25 protein-coding genes are annotated in these 26,130 nt (G+C 59.9%); 12 read left to right on the forward strand and 13 right to left on the reverse strand.

From position 1 onward, the window contains the following. Nucleotides 1–19: 19 nt before the first annotated feature. A complete protein-coding gene (locus tag FHW37_RS12630; protein WP_145636803.1) occupies nucleotides 20–1,276 on the reverse strand; it encodes a TCR/Tet family MFS transporter in 1,257 nt (418 codons plus the stop codon). A gap of 167 nt (nucleotides 1,277–1,443) precedes the next feature. Here FHW37_RS12630 and FHW37_RS12635 point away from each other — a divergent pair, with 167 nt between their 5' ends. Further along, nucleotides 1,444–1,923, forward strand: coding sequence for a DUF2938 domain-containing protein (locus FHW37_RS12635; protein WP_145636806.1), 480 nt, complete (start codon nucleotides 1,444–1,446; stop codon nucleotides 1,921–1,923). Here FHW37_RS12635 and ypfJ read toward each other — a convergent pair whose 3' ends face one another. From ypfJ to FHW37_RS12650, 3 genes are all read right to left on the reverse strand, one after another. Next, nucleotides 1,924–2,829, reverse strand: a complete 906-nt coding sequence (gene ypfJ, locus FHW37_RS12640) for a KPN_02809 family neutral zinc metallopeptidase (RefSeq protein ID WP_145636809.1) — start codon at nucleotides 2,827–2,829, stop codon at nucleotides 1,924–1,926. Nucleotides 2,830–2,937: 108 nt separating this feature from the next. Next, nucleotides 2,938–4,149: an MFS transporter gene (locus FHW37_RS12645; RefSeq protein WP_145636812.1), complete on the reverse strand. Its 1,212-nt coding sequence runs from the start codon at nucleotides 4,147–4,149 to the stop codon at nucleotides 2,938–2,940. Nucleotides 4,150–4,313: 164 nt separating this feature from the next. Beyond that, nucleotides 4,314–4,796 carry a DUF2306 domain-containing protein gene (locus tag FHW37_RS12650; RefSeq protein WP_145636815.1) on the reverse strand — a complete coding sequence of 161 codons (483 nt, stop codon included), beginning with the start codon at nucleotides 4,794–4,796 and terminating at the stop codon, nucleotides 4,314–4,316. Between the two features lie 101 nt (nucleotides 4,797–4,897). On the opposite strand from FHW37_RS12650, the gene FHW37_RS12655 reads away from it, so the two are divergent. The 4 genes from FHW37_RS12655 (at nucleotide 4,898) to FHW37_RS12670 (ending at nucleotide 11,239) form a co-directional block, all read left to right on the forward strand. Beyond that, nucleotides 4,898–5,710, forward strand: a complete 813-nt coding sequence (locus tag FHW37_RS12655) for a LytTR family DNA-binding domain-containing protein (RefSeq protein WP_145636818.1) — start codon at nucleotides 4,898–4,900, stop codon at nucleotides 5,708–5,710. 174 nt (nucleotides 5,711–5,884) lie between these two features. Continuing rightward, nucleotides 5,885–9,370 (forward strand): carbamoyl-phosphate synthase large subunit, encoded by a 3,486-nt coding sequence (gene carB, locus FHW37_RS12660; RefSeq protein ID WP_145636821.1) that lies wholly within the window; start codon nucleotides 5,885–5,887, stop codon nucleotides 9,368–9,370. A 72-nt stretch (nucleotides 9,371–9,442) separates the two neighbouring features. Continuing rightward, nucleotides 9,443–9,901, forward strand: coding sequence for an SRPBCC domain-containing protein (locus FHW37_RS12665; RefSeq protein WP_145636823.1), 459 nt, complete (start codon nucleotides 9,443–9,445; stop codon nucleotides 9,899–9,901). A gap of 147 nt (nucleotides 9,902–10,048) precedes the next feature. Next, complete coding sequence (locus FHW37_RS12670; protein ID WP_145636826.1) at nucleotides 10,049–11,239, forward strand: T6SS phospholipase effector Tle1-like catalytic domain-containing protein; 1,191 nt, start codon at nucleotides 10,049–10,051, stop codon at nucleotides 11,237–11,239. Between the two features lie 22 nt (nucleotides 11,240–11,261). On the opposite strand, the gene FHW37_RS12675 is transcribed toward FHW37_RS12670, so the two are convergent. The 3 genes from FHW37_RS12675 to FHW37_RS12685 form a co-directional block, all read right to left on the reverse strand. Then, the gene (locus FHW37_RS12675) at nucleotides 11,262–12,713 is read right to left on the reverse strand and encodes a UdgX family uracil-DNA binding protein (RefSeq protein ID WP_145638014.1); all 1,452 of its coding nucleotides are present in this window, start codon (nucleotides 12,711–12,713) and stop codon (nucleotides 11,262–11,264) included. Continuing rightward, nucleotides 12,713–13,945, reverse strand: a complete 1,233-nt coding sequence (locus tag FHW37_RS12680) for a putative DNA modification/repair radical SAM protein (RefSeq protein ID WP_145638016.1) — start codon at nucleotides 13,943–13,945, stop codon at nucleotides 12,713–12,715. Before FHW37_RS12680 ends, FHW37_RS12675 begins: the two co-directional genes overlap by 1 nt. A gap of 134 nt (nucleotides 13,946–14,079) precedes the next feature. Beyond that, entirely contained in the window at nucleotides 14,080–15,168 is a 1,089-nt protein-coding gene (locus FHW37_RS12685) for an esterase-like activity of phytase family protein (protein ID WP_145636829.1), read from the reverse strand. 169 nt (nucleotides 15,169–15,337) lie between these two features. On the opposite strand from FHW37_RS12685, the gene FHW37_RS12690 reads away from it, so the two are divergent. The 3 genes from FHW37_RS12690 to FHW37_RS12700 are packed head-to-tail and all read left to right on the forward strand — an operon-like array spanning nucleotide 15,338 to nucleotide 17,069. Further along, nucleotides 15,338–15,517 carry a hypothetical protein gene (locus tag FHW37_RS12690; RefSeq protein ID WP_145636832.1) on the forward strand — a complete coding sequence of 60 codons (180 nt, stop codon included), beginning with the start codon at nucleotides 15,338–15,340 and terminating at the stop codon, nucleotides 15,515–15,517. Beyond that, entirely contained in the window at nucleotides 15,510–15,986 is a 477-nt protein-coding gene (greA, locus tag FHW37_RS12695; protein WP_145636835.1) for a transcription elongation factor GreA, read from the forward strand. Before FHW37_RS12690 ends, greA begins: the two co-directional genes overlap by 8 nt. 6 nt (nucleotides 15,987–15,992) lie before the next feature. Continuing rightward, entirely contained in the window at nucleotides 15,993–17,069 is a 1,077-nt protein-coding gene (locus tag FHW37_RS12700; RefSeq protein WP_145636838.1) for a glycosyltransferase family 4 protein, read from the forward strand. A 15-nt stretch (nucleotides 17,070–17,084) separates the two neighbouring features. Here FHW37_RS12700 and FHW37_RS12705 read toward each other — a convergent pair whose 3' ends face one another. From FHW37_RS12705 to FHW37_RS12730, 6 genes are read right to left on the reverse strand one after another with little or no spacing between them, the layout of a single operon-like run. Beyond that, a complete protein-coding gene (locus FHW37_RS12705; RefSeq protein ID WP_145636840.1) occupies nucleotides 17,085–18,101 on the reverse strand; it encodes a glycosyltransferase in 1,017 nt (338 codons plus the stop codon). After that, entirely contained in the window at nucleotides 18,098–19,129 is a 1,032-nt protein-coding gene (locus tag FHW37_RS12710) for a glycosyltransferase (RefSeq protein ID WP_145636844.1), read from the reverse strand. Before FHW37_RS12710 ends, FHW37_RS12705 begins: the two co-directional genes overlap by 4 nt. Nucleotides 19,130–19,141: 12 nt before the next feature. Beyond that, complete coding sequence (locus tag FHW37_RS12715; protein ID WP_145636847.1) at nucleotides 19,142–19,951, reverse strand: glycosyltransferase family 2 protein; 810 nt, start codon at nucleotides 19,949–19,951, stop codon at nucleotides 19,142–19,144. A gap of 13 nt (nucleotides 19,952–19,964) precedes the next feature. Beyond that, on the reverse strand, nucleotides 19,965–20,672 hold the full coding sequence (locus FHW37_RS12720; RefSeq protein ID WP_145636850.1) for an FkbM family methyltransferase: 708 nt from the start codon (nucleotides 20,670–20,672) through the stop codon (nucleotides 19,965–19,967). Between the two features lie 4 nt (nucleotides 20,673–20,676). Then, on the reverse strand, nucleotides 20,677–21,156 hold the full coding sequence (locus tag FHW37_RS12725) for an Lrp/AsnC family transcriptional regulator (RefSeq protein WP_145636853.1): 480 nt from the start codon (nucleotides 21,154–21,156) through the stop codon (nucleotides 20,677–20,679). 55 nt (nucleotides 21,157–21,211) lie between these two features. After that, entirely contained in the window at nucleotides 21,212–21,745 is a 534-nt protein-coding gene (locus tag FHW37_RS12730) for an acyltransferase (protein WP_246690755.1), read from the reverse strand. A gap of 400 nt (nucleotides 21,746–22,145) precedes the next feature. Between FHW37_RS12730 and trxB the strand changes: the two genes are divergently transcribed. The 4 genes from trxB to FHW37_RS12750 all read left to right on the forward strand — a co-directional run bounded on the left by trxB (nucleotide 22,146) and on the right by FHW37_RS12750 (nucleotide 26,125). Next, entirely contained in the window at nucleotides 22,146–23,120 is a 975-nt protein-coding gene (gene trxB / locus FHW37_RS12735) for a thioredoxin-disulfide reductase (protein ID WP_145636855.1), read from the forward strand. Between the two features lie 2 nt (nucleotides 23,121–23,122). Next, on the forward strand, nucleotides 23,123–24,025 hold the full coding sequence (locus tag FHW37_RS12740; protein WP_145636857.1) for a LysR family transcriptional regulator VtlR: 903 nt from the start codon (nucleotides 23,123–23,125) through the stop codon (nucleotides 24,023–24,025). Nucleotides 24,026–24,659: 634 nt separating this feature from the next. Beyond that, nucleotides 24,660–24,956 carry an ArsR/SmtB family transcription factor gene (locus FHW37_RS12745; RefSeq protein WP_145638020.1) on the forward strand — a complete coding sequence of 99 codons (297 nt, stop codon included), beginning with the start codon at nucleotides 24,660–24,662 and terminating at the stop codon, nucleotides 24,954–24,956. Between the two features lie 44 nt (nucleotides 24,957–25,000). Then, nucleotides 25,001–26,125: an alkene reductase gene (locus FHW37_RS12750; RefSeq protein ID WP_145636860.1), complete on the forward strand. Its 1,125-nt coding sequence runs from the start codon at nucleotides 25,001–25,003 to the stop codon at nucleotides 26,123–26,125. The last annotated feature ends 5 nt before the right edge of the window (nucleotides 26,126–26,130 follow it).

The raw sequence follows: 26,130 nt of genomic DNA on the forward strand, positions 1-26,130 counted from the left end.
GTATTTTTGCGGCTGGCCATCAAGGATGTTGATGGGTCGTCGCTCCTTGGTTCGCAGCCGGCGAAACGGCCGAAACCCGCCAGACGAAAACGATTGCCGCGAGCGCCATGAAACAGGATGCCGCGAAATAGGGCGCGCCCGGAAATTCGACGATCGCCGCGCTCCCCGAAAAATGGCTGAAGAGCTGGGTGAAGATCGCCGGCCCGACGATCGTCGTCAGGCTTGTCAGGCTCGTCATGGCGCCCTGCAACTCGCCCTGGGCCGACGCTGGCACCTTGGCCGAGGCAATGCTGCGCAAGGCCGGATCGGCGATATTTTCCAGCGTCGTCAGAAAGATGACCGCATAGACCATCCAGCCCTGCCAGGCGAAAGCGTAACCGGCAAGGCCAAGACAGGAAAAGACGATCCCGACGATCGCCGTACGCCACTCCCCAAGCACGGGAATGACCTTGGGCAACACGAACCCCATGACCAATGCCGCGCAGATGCCAAAAATCCCGAGAGAAAGACCGATCTCTGCCTCGCTCCAGCCATAACGGTAGCTGGAGACGAAGGACCAGGCGGAGGGATAGACGGCATGCGAGAGCCAGTAGAGAAACATCACCGCCAGCATCCAGCCGATCCCGGAATAATGGCGCATCTGCCTCAGCGCCCCGAGCGGATTGGCCCGCCGCCAGTCGAAGCTCCGGCGGTTTTGCTTTTCCAACGTCTCCGGCAGCAGAAAACAGGCCGCGACGAAATTGGCAAAGGACAGAAGGCCCGCGCCGAGAAAGGGCACGCGCGGCCCCAGCTCGCCAAGCAGGCCGCCGATCACCGGCCCGACCGTAAAACCGACCCCGAAGGCGATGCCGATCAGGCCGAAATTGCGGGCGCGGTTTTCATCATTGCTGATGTCGGCGATATAGGCCGAACAGGTGGCAAAGCTGCCGCCGGAAATGCCGGCAAGCACCCGGCCGACAAACAGCATCCAGAAACTAGTCGCCGCCGCACAGATCAGGTTGTCGAGCGCAAAGGTCAGCACCGAGGCGAGCAGGATCGGACGGCGCCCGAACCGGTCCGACAGATTGCCGAGCACCGGCGCGAACAGAAACTGCATGGCCGAATAGATCAGGAGCAGCCAGCCGCCATCGACAGCCGAAGCACTGATATCGTCGCCGGTCAGTTCGCGCAAAAAGGTCGGCAGGACCGGCATGATGATCGCAATCCCGATGATATCGAGAAACAGGATCATGAAGACGAGGAAGAGACCGCGGCGGACGAATTTCGGATCAAGCATCGATTGTCTCTCGAGCACATGATGAAAAAGAGACGATCGGATCGCCGGCTGGCCTTGATAGACCAGAAGGGAAACCGAAACAATCCATGAACATTTGAAAGTTTTTGATGGGAGCGATCGACGAAAAGCGGTTATACCGGTGACAGGGCATCGGGGGCAGGCAGAACATGATCGACCTATTCTGGCGTGGCATCGCCATCGGTATCGGCGCGACGATCCTGATGGATCTCTGGGCGTTTCTCCTGCATTTCGCCCTTGCCCAGCCAAAGCCGAACTGGGCGCCACCCGGCCGCTGGGTCCGGCACCTCGCCCATGGCCAAGTCTTTCACGACAATATCGCGGCTGCCCAACCCTATGAGCACGAACTCGCGCTCGGCTGGGCATTTCATTATCTGGTCGGCATCCTCTATGGCGTGATCTTCGCGCTAATCATCGGACCGGCATGGTTCTTGAGCCCCACATTCCTGCCTGCCTGGATCTGGGGCATCGTCACGATCGCTGGCGGCTGGTTCCTGCTGCAGCCCGGCATGGGCCTCGGCTGGGCGGCATCGAAAACGCCCAATCCGAACAAGATCCGCATCATGGGCCTGATCGCCCATACGGTGTTTGCGATCGGGCTTTATGGAACGGCGCTGATCCTGCGCTGATCAGACATCACCCGAAAACGTATCGCAGCTCTTCATGTTGCCGCTGTCGAAGCCGCGCTTGAACCAGCGCATGCGTTGCGCGGACGTGCCGTGGTTAAAACTTTCCGGGACGACATAACCCTGGCTGCGCTTCTGCAGCGTATCGTCGCCGATCTGCTGCGCGGCGTTCAGCGCCTCTTCAAGATCGCCACTTTCCAGAATGCCCTTCTGCTGGGTGAACTTGCCCCAGACGCCGGCAAAACAATCGGCCTGCAGCTCGACGCGCACCGACATGCGGTTCGAATCGGCCTCGCTCATCCGCTGACGGGCCTGATTGACCTTGGGCAGGATGCCGAGCAGGTTCTGGACGTGGTGACCAACCTCATGGGCGATCACATAGGCCTCGGCGAAATCGCCGGCCGCGTCGAAACGCTGCTCAAGCTCGCGGAAGAAGGCCGTGTCGAGATAGACCTTACGGTCGTTCGGGCAATAGAAAGGCCCGGTTGCCGAAGAGGCGAAACCGCAGGCGGAATTGACCCGGTCGGAAAACAGGACAAGCGTCGGCTGCTCGTAGCGCATGCCCTGCGACTTGAACACGTCGCCCCAGGTATCTTCGGTATCGGCAAGGACGGTGCGCACGAAGGCCGTCATGTCGTCATTTGCCGGGGCTCGTCTGGTCGATTGCTGCTGGCTTGTGCTGCCACCACCACCATCGAAGCCGATATCGCCGCCCGACAGCAGCGTCAGCGGATTGATGCCGGTAATCCAGCAGATGATCAGGACAACGACGATACCGCCGATACCGAGCCCGCCGCCGCCACGGCCGCCACCGCCGATCGGAATACGGAAGCCGGGGCCTGAAGAGCCCATCGAAGATCCGCGCTGGTCATCGACATTGTCCGACTGGCGACGCCCTCTCCACTCCATCTACCGTCTCCCTCTTCGCTCGATACCTGTTGGCGGCGATATAACGCAATGCCGGCGCGAACGATCCCATCCGCACCGGCCTTAATCAAAGCGGGACTCTGTCCGCCGTCAGGCGACGTTAAGCTGTTTCTTGCTCGGCAGGAAGACAGTGAGCAGACCGAGCGCCGGCAGGAAGGCGCAGACGGTATAGACGAAGGATATGCCGTAATGGTCGGCAAAGACGCCGAGCACGGCTGCCGCAATGCCGCCGACGCCGAAGGCGATGCCGAAGAAGATGCCGGCAATCATGCCGACCCGGCCCGGCACCAGTTCCTGCGCCATCACGACGATCGCCGGGAAGGACGAGGCCATGATCAGGCCGACAATGCCGGACAGAACGATCGTCATCGGCAGGTTGGCGAATGGCATGGCGAGCGTGAAAGGCAGCGCGCCGACGATCGACACCCAGATCACCACCTTCGAGCCGAACCGGTCGCCGATTGGTCCGCCGACGACGGTGCCAAGCGCGACGGCACCGAGGAAGACGAACAGCATGATCTGCGACATCTGTACGCTGACACCAAACCGTTCGATGACGAAGAAGGTGTAATAGCTGCCGATCGAAGCCATGTAGGCATTCTTGGAGAAGGTCAGGATGGCGAGTACGGTGAGCGCCACGACCACGGTCCGCTGCGGCAGGTTATGGGCACGAACAGCCTTCTTGCGACCCTTGTTGGCGGCCATATGCGCCTTGTACCAGCGCGCAATCCAGCTCAGGACGACGATACCGACCAGCGCGATGCCGGAGAACCAGGCAACACTGCCCTGCCCGTTCGGCACGATGATGAAAGCGGCGAGCAGCGGGCCGATCGACTGACCGAAATTGCCGCCGACCTGGAAAGTCGCCTGCGCAAAGCCGTAACGACCGCCGGAGGCAAGACGCGCAACGCGCGACGCTTCGGGATGGAAGACCGCCGAACCGATGCCGACCAGTGCCGCGGCAACGACCAGCATCACATAGACATGGCTTCCAGCCAGCAGGAACAGGCCGATAAAGGTCGCGCCCATACCGACCGGCAGCGAATAGGGATAGGGCTTCTTATCGGTAACGATGCCGATCAGCGGCTGCAGCAACGAGGCGGTACACTGGAAGGCGAGCGTCAGGATGCCGATCTGCCAGAAATCCAGCTGGTAATCCGTCTTCAGCATCGGATAGATCGCCGCGATCATCGACTGCATGATGTCGTTGAGCATATGGCAGAAGCTGGTGGCGAAAATGATCGGCAAAACCGTGGCCTCGGCCGCCGAGGCCGAGACGGGCTTGGAAGTGGCATCAGCCATGGATGTGTCCTCCGCGCAAACGGTCGTCGTCGCTGATCGCCGCTGCTGAATAATGAGTTTCTAAAGCAGCTCTAATCGCCTCGGAAGACCCTGTCCATGTCAGCTATGCGGCTGGCGGTACGCTTTGGACACGATATCTGGCCGTGTGTGTCATAACTTCCCGCTCAAACCCGGCGAAGCACGTAATGCCTTTGCGCTGCCAGAAGCGCGGCAATCGCCAGACAGGCCACCAACAACATCCAGCTCGGCCCACCGGAAAACACCACCGTGTTCATGATGCGCCCCGGCACCAGCGTGAACAGGCCGGCGACCCCGATGCCGCCGACATACATGCCGATCACGCCCGCCTTGTGGGCCCGGATATTATGCGCCCGCGCCGCCGCGATCGACCGCCATATGCTGACAAGCACGAAGATCGACAGAAGATGGATCGGGCTGAAGCCATAGAAGAGATTGATCTCGTGAATGAAGAAGCTCGAAATCGCCGTTACCGCCATCAGCACCATCCAGACTTTTCCCAAGGATCGATGCAGGCGCGTGCCCTTGGGATAGATCAGAATATGCGCACCCAGAATGGCGGCCGGAATGACGGCGGCCACATGGATCTGCACGGCCAGAGAAGCATCGAGAAGCGGCTGGGTATTCATGGCAATATCCTGTCGAAATCGGCATCGATTGAACTTGCCCTCTGTTTCGGCGATGATTTGTGCGGCCTCAACCGGCATGGCGCAGACGGCGGACAAACTTCGTGAACCAGGCGTTTTTGAATTCCACGCTTCGTGAATTGCAGCTCTTCATCCGCTCGCCGCGCTTCTGGACCACGTTCTTTCTCGTCGTGCTGATCTTCGTCGTCAGTGGCCCCTATGGCACGCTGGAGCGGATGACGATCGGAGTACGGCTGGGCTACTGGCTGATCGTCCATGCCGTCACCTGGGCGATTGCCATCGTCTTCTCTCTCGCAGCGGAACATCTGCTGCGCAGCCGGATCGCAAGCATGTTTGCCCGGATGATGATCGGCTCACTCATCGCCGCATTGCCGATCGGCTTTGCGCTCGGCGTCATCGACTATGCCTTTTCGGGTGAGTGGACGGAAATGGACAACGGGCTTCACCGCGCCCTGTTTGCCCTGCCGCTCTGTGCCCTCTTCTGTCTGCTGAGCTGGATGACCATGCACCGGCAGATCGCGCTTGCGACGGACGAGGCAATTGTCACCCCGCCCGCTTCCAGCTCCACCGACGTTCAGGTGGAACCGGAAATCCTCGCTCGGCTAAAACCGCAGAACCGCGGAGCCCTCATTCGCCTCTCGGTCGAGGATCACTATACTGAAGTGGTGACGAGCCGCGGCCGGGAACTGGTGCTTTTGCGCTTTGCCGACGCCTTGAAGGAACTGGGCACCACGCCCGGCCTGCAGGTGCACCGCTCGCACTGGGTGGCGGATGCCGCGGTCGATAGACTGAAGCGCGAGAAAGGAAAGCTTTTCGTCGTCATGAAGGACGGCGCGGAAATTCCCGTCAGCCGACCCAATCTCGAAATCACCCGCGCCCGCTTCGGACCAGCATGACACTGCGACGCAAAGTCATGTCGATTCCTGTCGATTTGCTGATTTATGGGGTTCCGTTGCCGGTCGGATTTGCCTATAAGCCGCGTCTAGCCTGAAAAGATCATGAATGCGCCCCCGACCGGTGATCCCACACCGTGCCGGTTTTTCGCGCAGGAAAAGAAGCGGATAGAGACCATGCCAAAGCGCCAAGATATCAAATCGATCCTCATTATCGGCGCGGGTCCGATCGTTATCGGCCAGGCATGCGAATTCGATTATTCCGGCACCCAGGCGTGCAAGGCGCTGCGCGAGGAAGGTTACCGGGTCATCCTGGTCAACTCCAACCCGGCAACGATCATGACCGATCCGGGCCTTGCCGACGCCACTTACGTCGAGCCGATCACCCCCGAAGTCGTCGCCAAGATCATCGCCAAGGAACGCCCGGACGCGCTTCTGCCGACCATGGGCGGCCAGACCGCGCTCAACACCGCGCTTTCGCTGAAGCGCATGGGCGTGCTCGACCGCTACAATGTCGAAATGATCGGTGCCAAGCCGGCTGCCATCGACATGGCCGAAGACCGCGCCCTGTTCCGCGAGGCCATGGCCCGCATTGGCCTCGAAACCCCGAAGTCGATGCTGGCCAATGCCACCGACATCAAGGATGCCGACCGCAAGACCCATGAAGCCGAGCGCGCCAAGCTGCGCGAGAGCCTGACCGGCGACGCGCTCGACAAGGCGCTCGACGAACTGGAAAACAAGTGGAACCTCGGCGAGAGCGACCGCAAGCAGCGCTACATGGCCCATGCCATGGCGATCGGCGTGCAGGCGCTCGACGTCATCGGCCTGCCGGCCATCATCCGCCCCTCGTTCACGCTCGGTGGCACCGGCGGCGGCATTGCCTATAACCGTTCGGAATTCTTCGAGATCGTCGGCTCCGGCCTCGACGCCTCGCCGACCACCGAAGTGCTGATCGAAGAATCGGTCCTCGGCTGGAAGGAATACGAGATGGAGGTCATCCGCGACACGGCGGATAACTGCATCATCATCTGCTCGATCGAAAACATCGATCCGATGGGCGTCCACACGGGCGACTCCATCACTGTCGCGCCAGCCCTGACGCTGACCGACAAGGAATACCAGATCATGCGTAACGCCTCGATTGCGGTCCTGCGCGAGATCGGCGTCGAGACCGGCGGCTCGAACGTGCAGTTCGCCGTCAACCCGAAGGACGGCCGCCTCGTCGTCATCGAAATGAACCCGCGCGTTTCCCGCTCGTCTGCGCTCGCCTCCAAGGCAACCGGCTTCCCGATCGCCAAGGTCGCGGCCAAGCTCGCCGTCGGTTACACGCTGGATGAACTCGAAAACGACATCACGGGCGGCGCGACGCCTGCCTCGTTCGAACCGTCGATCGACTATGTCGTCACGAAAATCCCGCGTTTTGCCTTCGAAAAATTCCCGGGCGCCTCGCCGATCCTGACCACTGCCATGAAGTCGGTCGGTGAAGTCATGGCGATCGGCCGCACCTTTGCCGAATCGCTGCAGAAGGCCCTGCGCGGCCTCGAAACCGGCCTGACCGGCCTCGACGAAATCGAGATCCCCGGCCTCGACGACGGTGAAGACCGCCAGAACGCCATCCGCGCCGCAATCGGCACGCCGACCCCGGATCGTCTCCGCCAGGTTGCCCAGGCCCTGCGCCTCGGCATGTCCGAAAACGAGGTCCACGAGGCCTGCAAGATCGACCCGTGGTTCATCGCCCAGTTCAAGGCGATCGTCGACATGGAAGCCCGCATCCGCGAGCACGGCCTGCCGACCGATGCCGAAAACCTGCGCATGCTGAAGGCGATGGGCTTCTCCGACGCCCGCCTCGCCTCGCTGACCTCCAAGCGTCCGAAGGAAGTGGCCGAGCTGCGCAACGCGCTCAACGTCCGCCCGGTCTTCAAGCGCATCGATACCTGCGCTGCCGAATTCGCTTCGCCGACCGCTTACATGTATTCGACCTACGAAACACCTTTCGTCGGCGAACTGCGCTCCGAGGCTGAAGTCTCGACGGCGAAAAAGGTCGTCATCCTTGGCGGCGGCCCGAACCGGATCGGCCAGGGCATCGAGTTCGACTATTGCTGCTGCCACGCTGCCTTCGCGCTGAAGGATGCCGGCTATGAAGCGATCATGATCAACTGCAACCCGGAAACGGTATCGACCGACTACGACACGTCCGACCGCCTCTATTTCGAGCCGCTGACCGCAGAAGATGTCATCGAAATTCTCCGCGCCGAGCAGGAAAAGGGCGAAGTCGTCGGCGTCATCGTTCAGTTCGGTGGCCAGACCCCGCTGAAGCTCGCCGAAGCGCTGGAAAAGAACGGCATCCCGATCCTCGGCACTGCGCCTGACATGATCGACCTTGCCGAAGACCGTGACCGTTTCCAGAAGCTTCTGATGAAGCTCGACCTCAACCAGCCGAACAACGGCATCGCCTATTCCGTCGAACAGGCCCGCACCGTTGCCGGCGAGATCGGCTTCCCGCTCGTCGTGCGCCCGTCCTACGTTCTCGGCGGCCGCGCCATGCAGATCCTGCATTCGGAAAGCATGCTGCAGTCCTACCTGCTCGACACCGTGCCGGAACTGGTTCCGGAAGACATCAAGCAGCGTTACCCGAACGACAAGACCGGCCAGATCAACACCCTGCTCGGCAAGAACCCGCTTCTGTTCGATAGCTACCTGTCCAACGCCATCGAAGTCGATGTCGATTGCCTCTCCGACGGCACCGACGTCTATGTCGCCGGCATCATGGAACATATCGAGGAAGCCGGCATCCATTCGGGTGACAGTGCCTGCTCGCTGCCGCCGCGCACGCTGTCGGCCGAAATGATCGACGAACTGGAACGCCAGGCGAAGGCCATGGCGAAGGCCCTCAATGTCGGCGGCCTGATGAACGTCCAGTTCGCCATCAAGGACGGCACGATCTACGTGCTCGAAGTCAACCCGCGCGCCTCGCGTACCGTGCCGTTCGTGGCAAAGACCATCGGTGCGCCGATCGCCAAGATCGCAGCCCGCGTCATGGCCGGCGAGAAGCTCGATGCAACCTTCGGCGCCTATGGCACGAAGCCGGATCCGCGTAACCTGAAGCACATTGCCGTCAAGGAAGCCGTCTTCCCCTTCGCCAAATTCCCGGGCGTCGACACGCTGCTCGGCCCGGAAATGCGCTCCACCGGCGAAGTCATCGGCCTCGACACCGATTTCGCGCTGGCGTTTGCCAAGAGCCAGCTCGGTGCCGGCGTCGAACTGCCGCGCAACGGCACGGTCTTCGTTTCGGTTCGTGACGAGGACAAGACCCGCGTCCTGCCGGCGATCCGCATCCTGACCGAGATCGGCTTCAAGGTTCTAGCCACCGGCGGCACCGCCCGCTTCCTCGGCGAAAACGGCATTTCGGCCACCAAGATCAACAAGGTGCTCGAAGGCCGCCCGCATATCGAAGATGCGATCCGCAACCGTCAGGTCCAGCTCGTCATCAACACGACCGATGGCAACAAGGCGATCTCGGATAGCAAGTCCTTGCGCCGCGCGACGCTGATGCAGAAGGTGCCTTACTACACGACCATGGCCGGCGCCGAAGCCGCAGCCATGGCCATCAAGGCGCTCAAGGCCGGCAATCTCGAAGTCCGCCCGCTGCAGAGCTATTTCTGAGCCATACCGGAGCCGGTCAGCATCACTGCCGACCGGCTCTCTTTCCTTCCGCAGACCGAACGGAAGAAGACCATGTCCGACAATCTGAACCGCGCGCTTGTGATCGAAAACGAACGTCTGTTCGCGACCGACCGCGCCACGCTTTTCAGGATGTTTTCCGAACCGGACCTGCTGGAAAGATGGTGGGGACCGCACGGCTTCACCAACCGCATCGAACAATTCGATTTCAGGAATGGTGGCAGGTGGATGATCGTCATGACATCCTCCAGCAATACCGACTTCGAAAACCGCTGGACGTTCGAAGACATCATTCCGGACGAGAAGATCGCCGCCTTCCATCACGGCCCGATCCACGCCTTTGCCCTGGAGATCAGCTATCGGGAAGTGCCTGACGGCACGCTGATGGCCTGGCAGATGCGCTTTGAGGATACCGAGGACAATCGCAATATCGAAAAGTTCCTTGCAGCCGCCAACGAGCAGAATTTCGACCGGCTGGAGATTTTGCTGTCCGACATGCAAAAAGACGCCTGACGGCCTCGTCCTCCTGAGGTTCGCGACGAGGATAAGCGGCGTCCTGCGGTCGATCACCTATCGCGTTTCGGATGCAACACATAGACCATAAGTTGAAATCACCTTGAATGCGCGTTAGCCTTGGCTGGGGCACATTTGGGGGATTTCATGTCAAAGAATATCGTCATTCTGCTCGACGGAACGTCGAACGAGATTTCGGCGGACCGCACGAATGTGCTTCGGCTTTTTGGCACGCTCGAACATTCCGATCGCCAGCTGGTTTATTACGATCCCGGCGTCGGGACGTTCGGTGCCGATGAAAACTGGTCCTCTTTTTCGCGTGACGCAACCGAAGTCTGGGGGCTCGCGACCGGCTGGGGCCTCGACCACAATGTCAAGGAAGCCTACCGCTTCCTGGTCGAAAATTACGACGCCGGCCCGGTCGAGAAGGGCGCGCACCCGGATCGAGACCGCATCTATATCTTCGGCTTCAGCCGCGGCGCCTATACCGCCCGTGTTCTGGCCGGCTTCATCCATGCATTCGGGCTGACGAAGAGCATCTATCTCAACCTGCTGGATTATGCCTACAGGACTTACAAGGGCATTCCTGAGCAACCGCCGGTCACGGCATCGAACACCACATCGCCCTTTGCCGGCATGCGGCTCTACGAAAAGACGCTCGATAATGACAGGCCACCGATCAAGCTGCTCGGCCTGTTCGACACCGTCGCCTCGATGATCGAAATGGGGCACGGGCGCATCCAGCTGAAGACGCATCCTTTCACCCACAAGAACCCGAGCGTGGAATGGGTGCGCCAGGCGCTTGCCATCGACGAGCGCCGCACGATGTTTCGCCCCGAGCTCTGGACGCCGGATCAGGACTATCGCGGCAATCCCTTCGCGCCGGTCAAGGGCAAGCAGAATTTCAAGGAAGTCTGGTTTTCCGGCGTCCATGGCGATGTCGGCGGCGGTTATCCCGAATTGGAAAGCCCGCAGGCCAAGATCCCGCTCGACTGGATGATCCGCGAAACGCAGCCGGCGGGCCTGATCTATCGCCAGGACATCATCGACAGGATCGTGCTTGGCCTTGATCCGAAACATCCGGAATATGTGAAACCTTCGCCGGTCTATCCGCCGCATGATTCGATGAATGCCGCTTGGCGTATCCTCGAGTGGATCCCGCGCCGGACCCCGCTGACGTCCTGGCGAAACGCAGGGGAGCGAGGCCTGTATGTGCCAAGATCCGATCCGCGCCTCATTCCGTCCGGCGCCTTGCTTCACAGCTCGGTCAAGACACGGCTCGACAACGGCAACTACGATCCGCCGAACCTGCCGAGCAACCCGCAATTCGTCGACTGACGCGTTGAATCAATTTCTGAGCTCATCTCGATAATCGACTGACAAGACTCACCTCCTCGCGGAATCGCGCGAGCTCATCTGCCTTGCGCCCTTCATCCGGTATCCGAAGCAAGAACGACGGATGCACCGTAACGAACAGCGTCCGTTCTTCGTCCATCGCGATCGGTCGGCCGCGCACATCCTCCAGCCGGTCCTTACGGTCGGTCAGCGCGTAAAGCGCCGTCGCGCCCATCGCGACTACCAACTTTGGCTTCACCAGTTCCAGCTCGCGGGCGAGCCACCAACGGCATTGCTGCACCTCGCCCATGTTCGGCTTCTGGTGAATGCGTCTCTTGCCGCGCGGCTCGTATTTGAAATGCTTGACCGCGTTCGTGATATAGAGTGAGCGCCGGTCGATGCCGGCCGCGCCGATGACCTCGTTGAAAAGCTTTCCGGCCGGGCCGACAAACGGCCTTCCGGCAAGATCTTCCTGATCACCCGGCTGTTCGCCGACAAACATGGTCGCGGCATCTGCCGGCCCTTCGCCAAAAACCGTCTGCGTCGCGTTGCAATGGATCGGGCAGCGTGTGCAATGCCGCGCCTCCTCTTTGAGAGCTGCAATCGTCCCCGCAATGGGCATATCCGGCTGCGGTACGCGTGCCGCGGCCTCCTGAATACGGTGATGGAAAAGTTTGGGTTCGCTCGCCTGTCTTCGCGCCATATCCAGAACGCTTGCCTCGGCATTGGCGATCAGGGACGGGATGAGCTCGGCCTCTGGAAGGTTTTTCCAGTATTTCTTCGGCATCTCCGTCATCATCATCTTCACCTTCAGCCGCGCCGGGTTGAAGATGTTGGCGTAATAGGTTTGCCAGAGCTGATCCGTCTCGTCCGTCAGGTCCGGTTTTTCCGCCGGTTCGTCCGTGGTCCGCAGCAGATCGCCATCCCATGACGCGGAACCATTCGGTGTGAGGATCAGCCAGTCCATGTCGGTAAACCGGCGCTGGAAGAAAGGCGCGACCCGCGCCACGATGAAATGATCCGGCTCGAACCATGCGAGAAACCGCCGCCGGCCCGCAAAACCTTGTCGCTGCGGCATTTCCTTGAAACGCACGAAGGCCGTCATCTTGTGATAATCGCGCCCGACCGATTTTGACATCCGTCGCGCTGCGGCCACATCCGGATCGGTTGTCATCTCAATCAGATGCCGCTCGGCCTTCAGCCGAAACAGCATCCGGTAAAGAAGGCCGAAGCGGGCCGGATCGGAATGGCAGATGACCGCCTCTGCAAGCTTCAGAAAACCGGCACTTACCGTGGTAGGACGGCCCTGCGGATCAGCCGGTGGCAGCCGGTTTTCCCCGGTTCCGAACAGCCCATCCGCATCTGCCGCACTCGACCAGTCTATCCTTTCCGGCACGATCCCGGCTGAGAGAAAAGCACGTGCCGCATCACGCCACTCGCCAAAATCGCCCCTACCCTTGAGAAAATGACGCCAGATCATAACAGCGACAGCTGTTCAGGTTTTGGCTCGAACATGGCGCGCAGGTCCGAACGATCCGCCAGCCGGCCCGGCGTCCAGCCTTCGGCCGTAACAAAGGGCTGGACCTTGCGCAGCGAAACTCCCAGCCGCTTCAGATCGTCCAGCCGCAGACGCCGGAAGCGGCGGGCGGACAAAATGCCCTTCACCGTCTTGGTGCCGAAACCCGGCACGCGCAGCAGACGCTCCTTGTCCGCCCCGTTCACATCGACCGGAAACTGGTCGCGATGCCCAAGAGCCCAGGCGAGTTTTGGATCGAGATCGAGATCCAGCATCCCATCCGTCCGGCTTGCGGTAATCTCGCCGATCGAAAACCCGTAGAAACGATAGAGCCAGTCCGCCTGATAGAGCCGGTGCTCACGGATCAGCGGCGGCTTGATCAGCGGCAGGTTTTTCGACGAATCCGGGATCGGGCTGAAGGCCGAATAATAGACGCGCTTCAGGCCATAGCTGCCGTAAAGCCGGGAGCTAGTGCCTAAAATGGTCGCGTCGCTTGCTCCATCGGCACCAACGATCATCTGCGTACTCTGCCCGGCCGGCGCGAATTTCTTGCGCCGCTTGCTCTGCAAGGTCGGCTCGGCCATTTCTTCGATCTTCAGCCGCAGCTCGCCCATCGAGCGGCGAATATTGTCCGGCCGCTTTTCCGGCGCGAATTTCCCGATCCCGGCATCGGTCGGCAGTTCGATATTGATCGATAGACGATCCGCATAAAGCCCCGCCTCCTCGATCAGCGCCGCGGACGCCTCCGGAATGGTCTTCAGGTGAATATAACCGCGAAAGTTATGGATGGTCCGGAGGTCACGGGCAATCCGCACCATTTCTTCCATCGTCTGGTCCGATGAACGGATGATGCCGGATGACAGAAACAGGCCTTCGATATAATTGCGCCGGTAAAATTCCAGCGTCAGCCAGACCACCTCGTCCGGCGAAAACCGCGCGCGCTCGACATTGCTGGACGACCGATTGATGCAATAAGCGCAGTCGTAAATGCAGAAATTGGTCAGCAGGATTTTCAGGAGCGAAATGCAGCGCCCGTCCGGCGCATAGGCATGGCAGATGCCGGAGCCTTCCGTCGATCCGAGCCCGCCCGAACCAAGCGAATCGCGTTTCGAAGTCCCGCTCGAGGCGCAGGATGCATCATATTTGGCGGCATCCGACAGGATCGCCAGACGTTCTTTCAGCGACTTCTTCATTAGTTTGTTCACTATACGTTCCGTCGCCAAAAGTCAATGCCGGCAACAAAAAACCTCGGCACTTCACCCGAAGGGAAAATGCCGAGGCCGAAATTTCAACGGCGCAGCAATGAGCTTTTCAGCCGGTCATTCGATCAGTGCAGAGCCGGAATATCCACCGTGAACAGCGTGAATTTCGAAGCCTGATCCGGGCTGAAGTTGTTGTCCGAGGCGAGCAGCATCGTCTGCTTACCGTCCAGCATCGGCCCGAAGGCGATCGATTCGATATTGTCGATCTTCAGGCCGTTATCACCGTCCTTGAGCGAGAACCACGGCGTCTTCGCCATCGGTTTAATCTCCGCGGCGGAAACCTTCTCCATGCCGCTGACATCGGTCGCCCCGGTGGCATCGGCGATGTAGAAGCGGATGTTGAACCCGTGCCCATCGGTGAAATTGCGCTCCACGACGATCAGGCGGCCATCCTTCATCGCATGAACGGCGGAAACGCCATTATCCGCCCAGCCATCCGCCTTTTCCGGCGCGACCGGGATCTTATCCGTCAGGTAGATATATTGCGCCTTCGGCGCCAATGTCTGCGTGTCGAGCAGCATCAGGCGCGAGGCGCTTTCCTGGGCAATCGTCGCCTTGCCGCCATCCTGAGCGAGGCCGTTTTCGTTCATCGCATAAAGCGTCGCGCCATCGGCGCTGAGATCGAGACCTTCGAAACCGAGGTTTGTCAGCACGCCCTTGCTGCCATCGGCATTGGGAATATAGGCATCCGGCAGGGTGATGGATTTGGCATTCGTGCCGTCCTGATCGGCGACGTAGAGCATCGGCACGTTCTTCTCATTCCGCTCCGAAGACCAGAAGATGCGCTTGTTGGCGCCGTCCAGCGCGATGCCTTCCGGATCTGCACCCTTCAGCGGAAAATGCGCGCCGCCGGGGGCCAACAGTTCCTGCATGCCAAGAATATCGAGCGTGGCGATCTTGCCCTTATCCGCCTTCACTGCAATCCGGTAGAATCGCACAGGGCCGTTTTCCGCGCGGTCGTCGGCGATGGCGAGGTAGTTGCCGGCAGCGGCATCATAGGAAAGATCCGAAATCCCGCCGAAGCGGACGCCGTTCATGGAAAATGCGGTCGGCAAGGTCACTTCGTCGACGAAGGTCGGTGCCTTGAATTCCTGTGCCAGCACAGAAACGGAAGAGGAAAGAAACAGGGAGAGAATGACGAGCGGCAGACGCATGGCTGGGTTCCTCGCTTGGGTTGCTCAAGCGGGACGTAACGAGGCCGAATGACAGCGTCATGAAGGGCGCATGCCCTGCCAGCAAGGACGGATTTTCGCGATGTATCCGGCTACCTCCGATCGCCCGTCAATTGTCGCGGATTGACAAAATGGCGCACATGGATTCAACATGATGCCCATCGGGGATATTACGGGATTTTCGATTTTCTTGGCTTTGGCCGTCGAAAATCTGTTATGGTCACCTAAATTTGGATTTTACGATGGTTCCGAAGTTTTCACTCCGGGACCTGTTTCTTTTTGTGTCCGCGGCATCCGCGGGCATGAGCTTGAAGGACAAGAAAATGGTTGAAAAGGTACCGATGACGCAGAACGGCTTCGTCAAGCTGCAGGAAGAACTGCGCTGGCGCCAGCAGGAGGAGCGTCCCCGCATCATCGAGGCGATCGCCGAAGCGCGCGCCCATGGTGACCTGTCGGAAAACGCCGAATATCATGCTGCCAAGGAAGCCCAGAGCCACAATGAAGGCCGCGTCACCGAATTGGAAGACCTGACGGCCCGCGCCGAGGTCATCGACCTGTCAAAGATGTCCGGCTCCAAGATCAAGTTCGGCGCCACCGTAAAGCTCGTCGACGAAGATACGGACGAGGAAAAGGTTTATCAGATCGTCGGCGACCAGGAAGCCGATGTGAAGGCCGGCCGCATCTCCATCTCATCGCCGATCGCGCGTGCGATGATCGGCAAGGAAAAGGGCGATTCGATCGAAGTCGTCGCTCCCGGCGGCTCCAAGGCCTACGAGATCCTCGCCGTCACCTGGGGCTGATCGCCCGTGGTCGAAAAGGCCGAAGTCGATATCCGTGACGCCGAGATCATAGCGCCGAATTTCAAGAAACGGCTCTCCGGCGTCACCTCGACGATCATCCAGCTAGTCCCCGTCCAGCGCGCCCGCGGCCAGAAGGTCGCGGCGCTCGGACCGGGTTTGCCGGAAACACTACCGCATATCCGCTTTCGCGATCTTTTCGCGCTCTGGTCCCCTCCCCGTGGCCGGCGCCGCCGGGTCTGGCATGCACGCCGCAATCTGGAAATGCTGCCCGCCATTCTGATGCGCGACGTGCTGCGCATGCCGATCAAGATCGCCTTCACCTCCGCCTCCCAGCGCCGCCATACGGGCTGGACGAAATGGCTGATCTCGAAGATGGACGCGGTAATCGCCACCAGCGGCAAGACCTCCGCTTATCTGACCGTGCCGAACACCGTCATCCTGCACGGCATAGACACCGCCCGTTTCTGCCCGGCCGAAAACAAGACAGAAGCGAAAGCGGCTCTCGGTCTCGATCCTCACCAGAAATACGCCGGCTGTTTCGGCCGTGTGCGCCATCAGAAGGGCACGGATCTTTTCGTCGACACGATGATCCGGCTCCTTCCCGACCGACCGGGCTGGTCCGCCATCGTCGCCGGCCGCGCCACCGGTCCGCATGTCGAATTCGAAAATGGGTTGAAGGCCAAGGTCGAGGCGGCAGGTCTTGCCGACCGCATTATTTTCGTCGGCGAGCACACGAATATCCAGGACTGGTACAAGCCAGTCGATCTCTTCGTCGCGCCGCAGCGCTGGGAAGGGTTTGGCTTGACCCCGCTCGAAGCCATGGCAACGGGCGTTCCGGTCGTCGCCACCGATGTCGGCGCCTTTTCCGAACTTCTCGTCACCGGCGAAAACGAAACCGGGATCATCATCAAGCCCGACACGCTCGACGACATGGTTTTCGCCAGCGCGGCCCTGATGGACGATGATACCCGCCGTGACGCAGCGTCGAGAAACGCGCTCCGGCACGCGCAGTCGAATTTCTCCATCCTCAACGAGGTGGAAGCGCTCGGAAAAGTCTACGAAGACCTGCTGTCACGTCCGTGACCGGCGAGCATACGCTCAGCGTCGAAACAGCTCGATATAGGCGCGGCTCACCGCTTCCTCGGAAAACTGCTCCATCAGCGTCCCGTAACCGCCAGTGACGAGGTCCCGTGCAAGCGCCGGGTCAGCCAGAACCTGCTGCATCGCGCGGGCAAAACCGGGCACATCGTCGATATCGACCAGCAGCCCGTTTTCGCCGTCGCGCATGAACCAGCTCGGCCCTTCCGAACGGGAGGAGACGACCGGCCGTTTCTGCGCCCAGGCTTCGAGAATGACATTGCCGAGCGGCTCGTGATTGGACGGCATCACGAAAAGATCAGCCGCCGCCACGTAAGGCCGCGTATCGGCCTGCCATCCGAGAAAACGAGTGCGGTTGATAATGCCCTTTTCACGCGCCAGATTTTCCAGCGCCAAGCGTTCCTCGCCGTCACCGGCAAGCCAGAGCCAGGTACCGGGCAGAAGCGCCACCGCCTCGATCAGCGTGTGAAACCCCTTGCGCTGCACGAAACGTCCCATCGATATGACCAGCGGCACCCCATCCGGCGTATCGACGGCGCTGCGGGCGATCGGCGCGACGATCTCTGTCGTGGTAAAGTTCGAGATCACCTCGACGCGACGGTCCCAGCCCAGCTTTCTCACGTGATCGGCAATGCCGGGCGTGTTGCAGACGATGATGTCGGTATTCTTGAAATAGGAGAGCTTTGGCGGGTAATCGCCAAGCCGCGAGATTTTTACGCAGCCCGGATAGGCCGGCATCAGCTCACTGGCGCGCGGCGCCCAGGCGATCAGCGCATCCGGCTTTTCCTGCTTTGCCAGCCGCATTGCCTTCATCGGCAGAAGCAGCCGGTCGAGCGACAGATTGCGGAAATGGCTTTCGATGATCCTTGTCGCGCCGTCGATATCCTTGCGCCACGCCCTGCCCGGCCGGATAATGCTGGTCTGCTCGATACCGCGGCGGCCAAAGGCATTGACCAGATGCGTGAAAAACCGCTCCGCCCCGCCGTCCTTGCCGAAATGGAAATGGATGACCTTCATTCTGCTGTCGACCCCGTTTCGAACAGGCGCAGATAGGTGCGGGTGATCACCTCTTCCGAAAACCGGGTTTCCAGTGTCCGCCGGCCGCCCTCGACCAGCTTTTCGCGCAAGCCCGCATCGTCGCGAACTCGTACAAGCGCCGCAGCCAGCTGATCGGCATCGCCGCAATCGACCATCAGCGCATCCTCGCCATCCGTCATCACCCAGGCCGGACCTTCGGCGCGGGACGAGACGGTCGGCTTGCCGGCGCCCCAGCCCTCGAAACAGACATTGCCGAGCGGCTCATGCAGCGAGGTGATCGAGAATGCGTCGGCGGCAGCGAGATAGGAATAGGCATCCGTCCGCCAGCCGGTGAAACGGATGCGATCGCGTAACCCGAGCTCACCAGCCAGCGCCTCGAGGTTCTCGCGCTCCGGTCCGTCACCGAGCAGCCAGAGATAGGCACCGTCAAGTTTTGCGACAGCCCGCATCAGCGTGTCAAAACCCTTGCGCTTCACGAAACGGCCCATGCCGATCACGACGAAAGCATTTTCCGGCGTCTGAAGCTGCGCGCGAGAAATCGGCGCGCCGGGCTTGGCACGGGTGAAATTCGGAATCACCTCGACATTGCGCTGCCAGCCGAATTCCCTGACCTTTCGGGCGATATCGGGCGTGATACAGACCAGCGTCTCGACATTGCGGTAATAATCGAGATGTTCTGGATAATCGCCAAGCCGGGAGATACGGCGTGCATTTTTGTATTTCGGCATGAACCGGCTGGCGCGCAGCTGCCAGGCCATGATCACGTCCGGCTGGAAATCCTTGAGAATCCTGTTCATCCGCGCCGACAGGATGAAGCGCGACAGCGAGATGCGGCGGAACACGCCTTCATAGATCGGCCCGCAGGCCTCGATCTCCTTGCGCCAGCTGCGATCCGGGCGGATCAGCATGCGCTGCTCGACACCACGGTCATGCAGCGCATTGGCAAGGTTGACGAAAAACCGCTCGGCGCCGCCATCCTTGCCGAAATGGATATGCATGACTTTCATGGTCGCGTTCCTTTAGTGGCCGCTGGCGTCGTCTTGGTTCGGCCGCTTTTTCAAGACGCTACGCTGATAGAGCTTGGCCTGGGTCAGGAAGGCATAGACGGCCCCCGTCATCGCCTCGATGAAACCGGCCGTGCCGCAGCGCCAGAGGCCGTTTTTCAGGTAAAGCCGCAGGAAGTAGAGCCAAGGCGAAAAGACGAGTTTGAGCGCCGACGGCTTTTTGCCGGCCAAAAACTGCTGCTGCGCCTTCAGCGTCGAATATTTGTTTTCCTTAAGAATCTGCTCGTCGAGGATCAGCGGCCGATAATGTAGGAGACTGCCGGTCTTCGCCTTTTCCACCTGACCTCGAGTAACAATCCCCTCATGCACCGCCTGTGTCAGATCATAGGCGCCGGCGCCCTTGCGGATCAGCCGCAGGTTCTTGCGTTCCTTGACGCTTTCCGGCGTATAACCGAAACCGATCAGATAGGGACGCCGCGCCACCCGCCAGCCGACGACGTTTGACGGCGCTTCGACCAGTTCCGGCAGAAGCTTTTTCAGCGCCGCATCCAGCCGTTCGTCGGAATCGATATTAAAACACCAGGGCTGCTCGCACTGATCCAGCGCGAACTGTTTCTGGGCGGCGTAACCGCGCCAGGCCTCATGAAACAGTCGGATCGGCCAGCCGCTTTCGATATAGGAATGGATGAGATCGACCGTACCGTCAGACGAGCCGGAATCGACGATGACGATCTCGGAAAAATCGACAAGGCTCTCGATGCAATTGCCGAGATAGGCCTCTTCGTTCTGACAGATGATGAAGGCCGAGATCGGAAGCTTTGCCATCGCCGGACCGCCTTTAAGCGCTGATGCGTTCGAAATGCGATGTCTTGCGATCCTGCTCGCGGACGGCAAAGCCCTGCGCCTTCAGCCGCGCAACGACCGCCGCGATCTTCTCTTCGCCGACGATATGCGGATGCAGTTCGACGACGATATGGCGGATCCGACCGAGGTTTTCGACCTGAAACAGATCGACCTCCGCACCTTCGACATCCATGATCAGCACATCCGGATCGAAACCGGCAATTACGTCGGCAAAGGCATCGCTTTCGACCACGACTTCCTGCGCCTGCAGCTTGCGGTCATAGACGCTAGACGAAATGATGTTGTCGTTGCGGAAAAAGCGGATCGGCTGACCATCAAAGGTCACGGCCCGCATCTTCAGATTGGGCTCCATGCCATTCAGCGCATAGTTTTCGCGGATCATCGGCTCCAGCGAGCCGTTTGCCTCGTAGCTCAGCACCTGCCCCTGGCCACAGAGCTTTGACGACAGGAGGCTGACGAAGCCGATGCCGGTGCCGATTTCCAGAACCTTCATGCCGGGTTTGAGGACGCGCAGCAGCAGATTGCGTTCGGTATCCTCATAGACTTCGCGAAACAGGAGCTCGCGCAGTGGATCGGGAATACGGCCCTTTTCGGAGACGATGCGGACGCCATCGATCACCACCGTACGGGCATTGGTGAGGTGGCGAAACCGCTTGCGCAGCGACCGCATCAATCGTTTCACGCTTTTATCCTTCCCGGATCTCGACGACGGGTGCGTCCTTGACCTGTCGAATGGTCAGCATCGTGCGGACGGTATCGACATTGTCCATTGCAGTGAGGCCTTCAATAACGAAGTCCTGAAAGCTCGCAAGGTTCTCGGCCACGCATTGCAGCAGAAAATCCGTTTCGCCGGAAACCATCCAGGCCTGCCGGACGATCGACCAGCCTTCCATGGCGGCGGCAAACCCCTTCAGTGTCGCATCCGACTGATGCTTGAGCCCCACCATGCAGAAGGCGACGAGATCGTAACCGAGCGCCGGCGCCTGCAGAAGCGCACGATAGCCCTTGATGACCCCGCTTTCCTCCAGCTTGCGCACCCGCCGCAGACAAGGCGGCGCCGAGATGCCGACGCGCTCGGACAATTCCACGTTGGTCATCCGGCCGTCCCGCTGCAATTCGCGGAGGATTTTGAGGTCGATGGCATCAAGTTCGAGTTTCATGGTCATCTCGACATATTCGTTGTGAGGTGTGGCGGAACAGGAACCCGGAAGACCGGCATTCTCATTCCCCGCGATATTTGATGAGGCGCGCAGGCACGCCACCGTAAATTCCGTAGGCTTCGGTGCGCCCCTTCACCACCGCATTGGCGGCGATCACACAGCCTTTCGCGACATGGGCGCCGGCAAGGATCTTTGCGCCGCTGCCGATCCAGACATCATCCTCGATGACAATCGGTCGCTTCGTCACGCCCTGATCGGTGATCGACTTGGAACGGTCGTCGTAGTTATGCTCGAACGAGACGATGACGGCATGCGCGGCAATCCGGACATCGCTGCCGATCGTCACGCCGCCAAGGCCATAGACGATCGCATAAGGATTGAGCGAAAGCCGGTCGCCGATCTCGATAAAACCTTTCTGGGCATCGAGCATCGACCCCTTATGCAGCCGCGCCCGCTTGCCGAGAACGATCCGCCCACGATGGAAAAGGACGCGGGCACCGGCCATGATTTTTGCCCGGCCGCCGATCTTCAGCGTCCCCGGCAGGATCAGGCCTTTCAGTCGATGACAGAGCACGACCGGCGTTTCGATCCTCACGCGCGCGCTCCTGTTCCGGCGGTAAAAAGCAAAACGAATCGCGGGTCGACGCCAGCGTCAAACGAGCGATATGCGATCTGTCTCATCATGATTTCCGGATTGACCCTCGGACCTTCGCCTTGCCTATCACATACAATAGTGTTGCGATGACGCAAGAAAATTTCTCAAACGGGTTATATTCCGATCGTTTAAGGCCCTGAAGTGGCAAGAGCAGGAATATGCCTGCTGCGCCGCAACAAAAACTGCCATCAACACCAAGTGATCTGTTGTTAATGCAAGCCTGCCCTTGCATTGATGCATGGATAGACCTTAGATGCTGGCCTTGATGCAGCAGACCGAGATTTGACCACCTATATAGGGGGAGACAAAAGGCGTCGCTCGGTCTTTGAAAGGAAATGTCATGTCCACCCGCCATACCGAAGTTCTGATCATCGGATCCGGCCCTGCCGGCTACACCGCTGCGGTTTATGCTGCACGCGCGATGTTGAAACCGGTGCTGATTGCCGGCATGGAACAGGGTGGTCAGCTGATGATCACAACCGATGTCGAAAACTATCCCGGCTTCGCCGATCCGATCCAGGGCCCCTGGCTGATGGAACAGATGCTGAAGCAGGCGACCCATGTCGGCGCCGAGATCGTCAACGACCTCGTCACGAATGTCGACACGACCCGCCGCCCCTTTACCGTGCAGACGGATTCCGGCACGGTCTGGACAGCCGACACGATCATCATCGCGACCGGCGCCAAGGCCAAATGGCTCGGCATCGAAACCGAACAGCATTTTCAGGGTTTTGGCGTCTCGGCCTGCGCGACCTGCGACGGCTTCTTCTACCGCAACAAGGACGTGATCGTCGTTGGCGGTGGCAATTCCGCCGTCGAGGAAGCGCTCTATCTGTCGAACATCGCCAAGTCGGTCACCGTCGTGCATCGCCGTGACGAGTTCCGCTCGGAAAAGATTCTTCGCGAACGCCTGTTCCAGCGGCCGAATGTTCAGGTCCTTTGGAATACGGAAATTGCGGAAATCACCGGCAAGATGGCCAAGCCGCCGATGCCGCCTTCGGTCGAAGGCGTGCTCCTGCGCAACACGCTGACCGGCGCGATCACCGAATTCCCGATCCACGGCGTCTTCGTGGCGATCGGCCACGCACCGGCAACCGAACTGTTCCAGGGCAAGCTGCGGCTTAAGCCGAACGGCTATCTGTGGACGGCACCGGATTCGACCGCAACCGACGTGCCCGGCATCTTTGCCGCTGGCGACGTGACCGATGATACGTTCCGCCAGGCGATCACTGCCGCCGGAATGGGATGCATGGCAGCACTTGAGGCCGAACGTTACCTTGCCGGCATCCAGCCGGTGGCCGTCGCCGCGGAGTAAGCATGGGCGTACCTTTAGACTGGGATAAACTTCGCATCTTTCATGCGGCGGCAGAAGCGGGATCCTTCACCCATGCCGCCGACAAGCTGCATCTCTCCCAGTCGGCGATCAGCCGTCAGGTCAGCGCGCTCGAGCAGGATGTCGGGGTCAAACTCTTCCATCGTCACGCGCGCGGCCTGATCCTGACCGAACAGGGCGAGCTTCTCTACAGAACCGCCCATGACGTTTTGCTGAAGCTCGAGACCGTAAAAGTCCAGCTCACCGAAACGACCGAAAAACCATCCGGCAAGCTGCGCGTCACGACGACCGTCGGCCTCGGCCAGGGCTGGCTGACGGACAAGGTGCAGGAATTCCTGCAGCTTTACCCGGAAATGGCGATCCAGCTGATCCTCGACAACGAGGAAGTCGACGTCAACATGCGCCATGCCGACTGCGCCATTCGACTGCGCCAACCACAGCAGTCTGACCTGATCCAGCGCAAGCTCTTTACCGTGCATATGCACGTCTATGCCGCTCCGTCCTATATCAACCGCTTCGGCGAGCCGCAGCAGGTCGAAGATCTCGACAATCACCGTATCATCACCTTCGGTGAGCCGGCGCCGAACTACCTCCTCGACGTCAACTGGCTGGAACATGCGGGCCGCTCTTCGGACAATCCGCGCATTCCGCATCTGCAGATCAACAGCCAGACCTCGATCAAGCGCGCCTGCCTGCTGGGAATCGGCATTGCCGTCCTGCCCGACTACATCGTCGGCCGCGACCCGGGACTGATTCAGCTGGCGATCAACGCCGACATTCCGTCCTTCGACACCTATTTCTGCTACCCGGATGAAATGAAGAACGCCGCCAAGCTGAAAGTTTTTCGGGATTTCATCGTCGCCAAGGCGCGGAACTGGAATTTCTGACGGTGCCGTGCGGGTCGGCACCGCGTCAATAACTCTATAGTTTATAGTAAGTTAGACGGGGCGACTCGGATTTGTGACAATCTCATAACGGTAGTGTTGCAGCATGCGCATGGCTGTCCTGCACAAAATGAGATTGTTCACTGCACAAAAAACCACCATATCGCACACAGCTGATGCACATGGTGGCTTTTTCCTCCCAGTTCCACCGCAGCAGCTGTTCCCCTCTGGAGGTTATTTTTGACCTTCACACTTCAAAGGGCCCTGGAGCAATCCGGTGGCCCTCTTTTTTTGCTGCAATGCCGAACGCGCCGCGCGGGCATGCCCCTGCAAAAATGTTAGACTTCCGTTCAATATTTCATCCAGCCTCTTGCCGAACGCTGCGGTACTCCCCATATGTCTAATCAGCTGACGCATTTTGGTGACTTCCCCCGTCACCGCCGCGTTGGCTGTTCCCCTCTGGAGGTTTTTGACCTTCACACCTGACGGGCCTCGGAGAAATCCGCAGGCCCTTTTTTTTGCTCTGCGCAAAATCTTTGGAACAATGTCCCTTTAAATCGGGATTGAGCGATCTATATATCGATTAAACCCGATATGAGGTTCCATCATGCCGAACCATTCGCAAGACAGCACCGAAATAGACAAGACCGAAATACTGAAAGCGCTGGCGCATCCGGTCCGGGTCGATTTCCTGGAATGGATGAAGGTGCCGGAAGAGCATTTTTCCAATCAGCTGCATCCGCTCGAAATGGGCATTTGCGCAAAACAGTTCGAAGAGCGCTGTGGCCTCTCGCAGTCGACCGTGTCGACACATCTTTCCACGCTCGAAAAGGCCGGCCTCGTTAAATCGAGCCGTGTCGGCCAGTGGGCGTTCTATAGCCGCGATGAAGAAAAGATCGCGGCCTTCCTCTCCGATCTGAAAGCCACGCTCTGATCGGCACTCCTCCCAGATCCTCAACGAAAATCGAAGGAAACTGCATGTCCAGCCTTTTTGATCCAGTCAAGTTCGGCGACATCGAACTTTCAAACCGTATCGTCATGGCGCCCCTGACGCGCAATCGCTCGCCCAAGGCGATCCCGAACGATCTCAACGTCACCTATTACGAGCAGCGCGCATCCGCCGGCCTCATCATCACCGAAGGCACGCCGGTCACCCAGCAGGGCCAGGGTTATGCCGACGTTCCGGGCCTTTACGCCCCGCAGGCCGTCGAGCAGTGGAAGAAGGTGACCGACGCCGTGCACAAGAAGGGCGGCAAGATCGTCACCCAGATCTGGCATGTCGGCCGCATCAGCCACGTCTCGCTGCAGCCAAATGAAGGCGCTCCGGTCGCCCCTTCGGCCGTTCCGGCCAAGAGCAAGACCTATATCATCAACCCGGACGGCAGCGGCGCCTTCGTCGAAACCTCCGAACCCCGCGCCCTCGACAAGTCGGAAATCGCTGGCGTTGTCGCAGATTATGCCAAGGGTGCCCGTGCCGCCATCGAAGCCGGTTTTGACGGCGTCGAGATCCATGGCGCGAACGGCTATCTGATCGACCAGTTCCTGAAGTCCGGCGCCAACCAGCGCACTGACGAATATGGCGGCTCGATCGAAAACCGCGCCCGTTTCGCACTTGAAGTGGTCGATGCGGTTGCAGCAGAAATCGGCGCCGGCAAGGTCGGCATCCGCATCTCGCCGGTCACGCCTGCCAATAACATTGTCGAAACCGAACCGCAGGCTGTCTTCAATTACCTGGTCGAAAAGCTCGGCTCGCGCGGCCTCGCCTTCATCCATGTCGTCGAAGGCGCAACCGGCGGTGATCGGGCCTTCACCCAGGGCGACAAGCCCTTTGACTACCATGAACTGAAGGACATCTATCGCAAGGCTGGCGGCACCGGCGCGTGGCTGGTCAATAACGGCTACACGAAGGACACGGCGGAACAGGCAATCGCCAGCGGTTATGCCGATGCCGTCGCCTTCGGCAAGCTGTTCATCGCCAATCCTGACCTCGTCGAACGCTTCAAGACCGGCGCAACGTCGTTTAACGAACTCGATGCTTCGAAACTCTATGGCGGCGGCGCAACCGGTTATACCGATTACCCGACGCTCGAAGCCGTCGCCTGATTGTC

Origin of the sequence: Neorhizobium alkalisoli (genome assembly GCF_007829835.1) — a bacterium.
Classification (GTDB): domain Bacteria; phylum Pseudomonadota; class Alphaproteobacteria; order Rhizobiales; family Rhizobiaceae; genus Neorhizobium.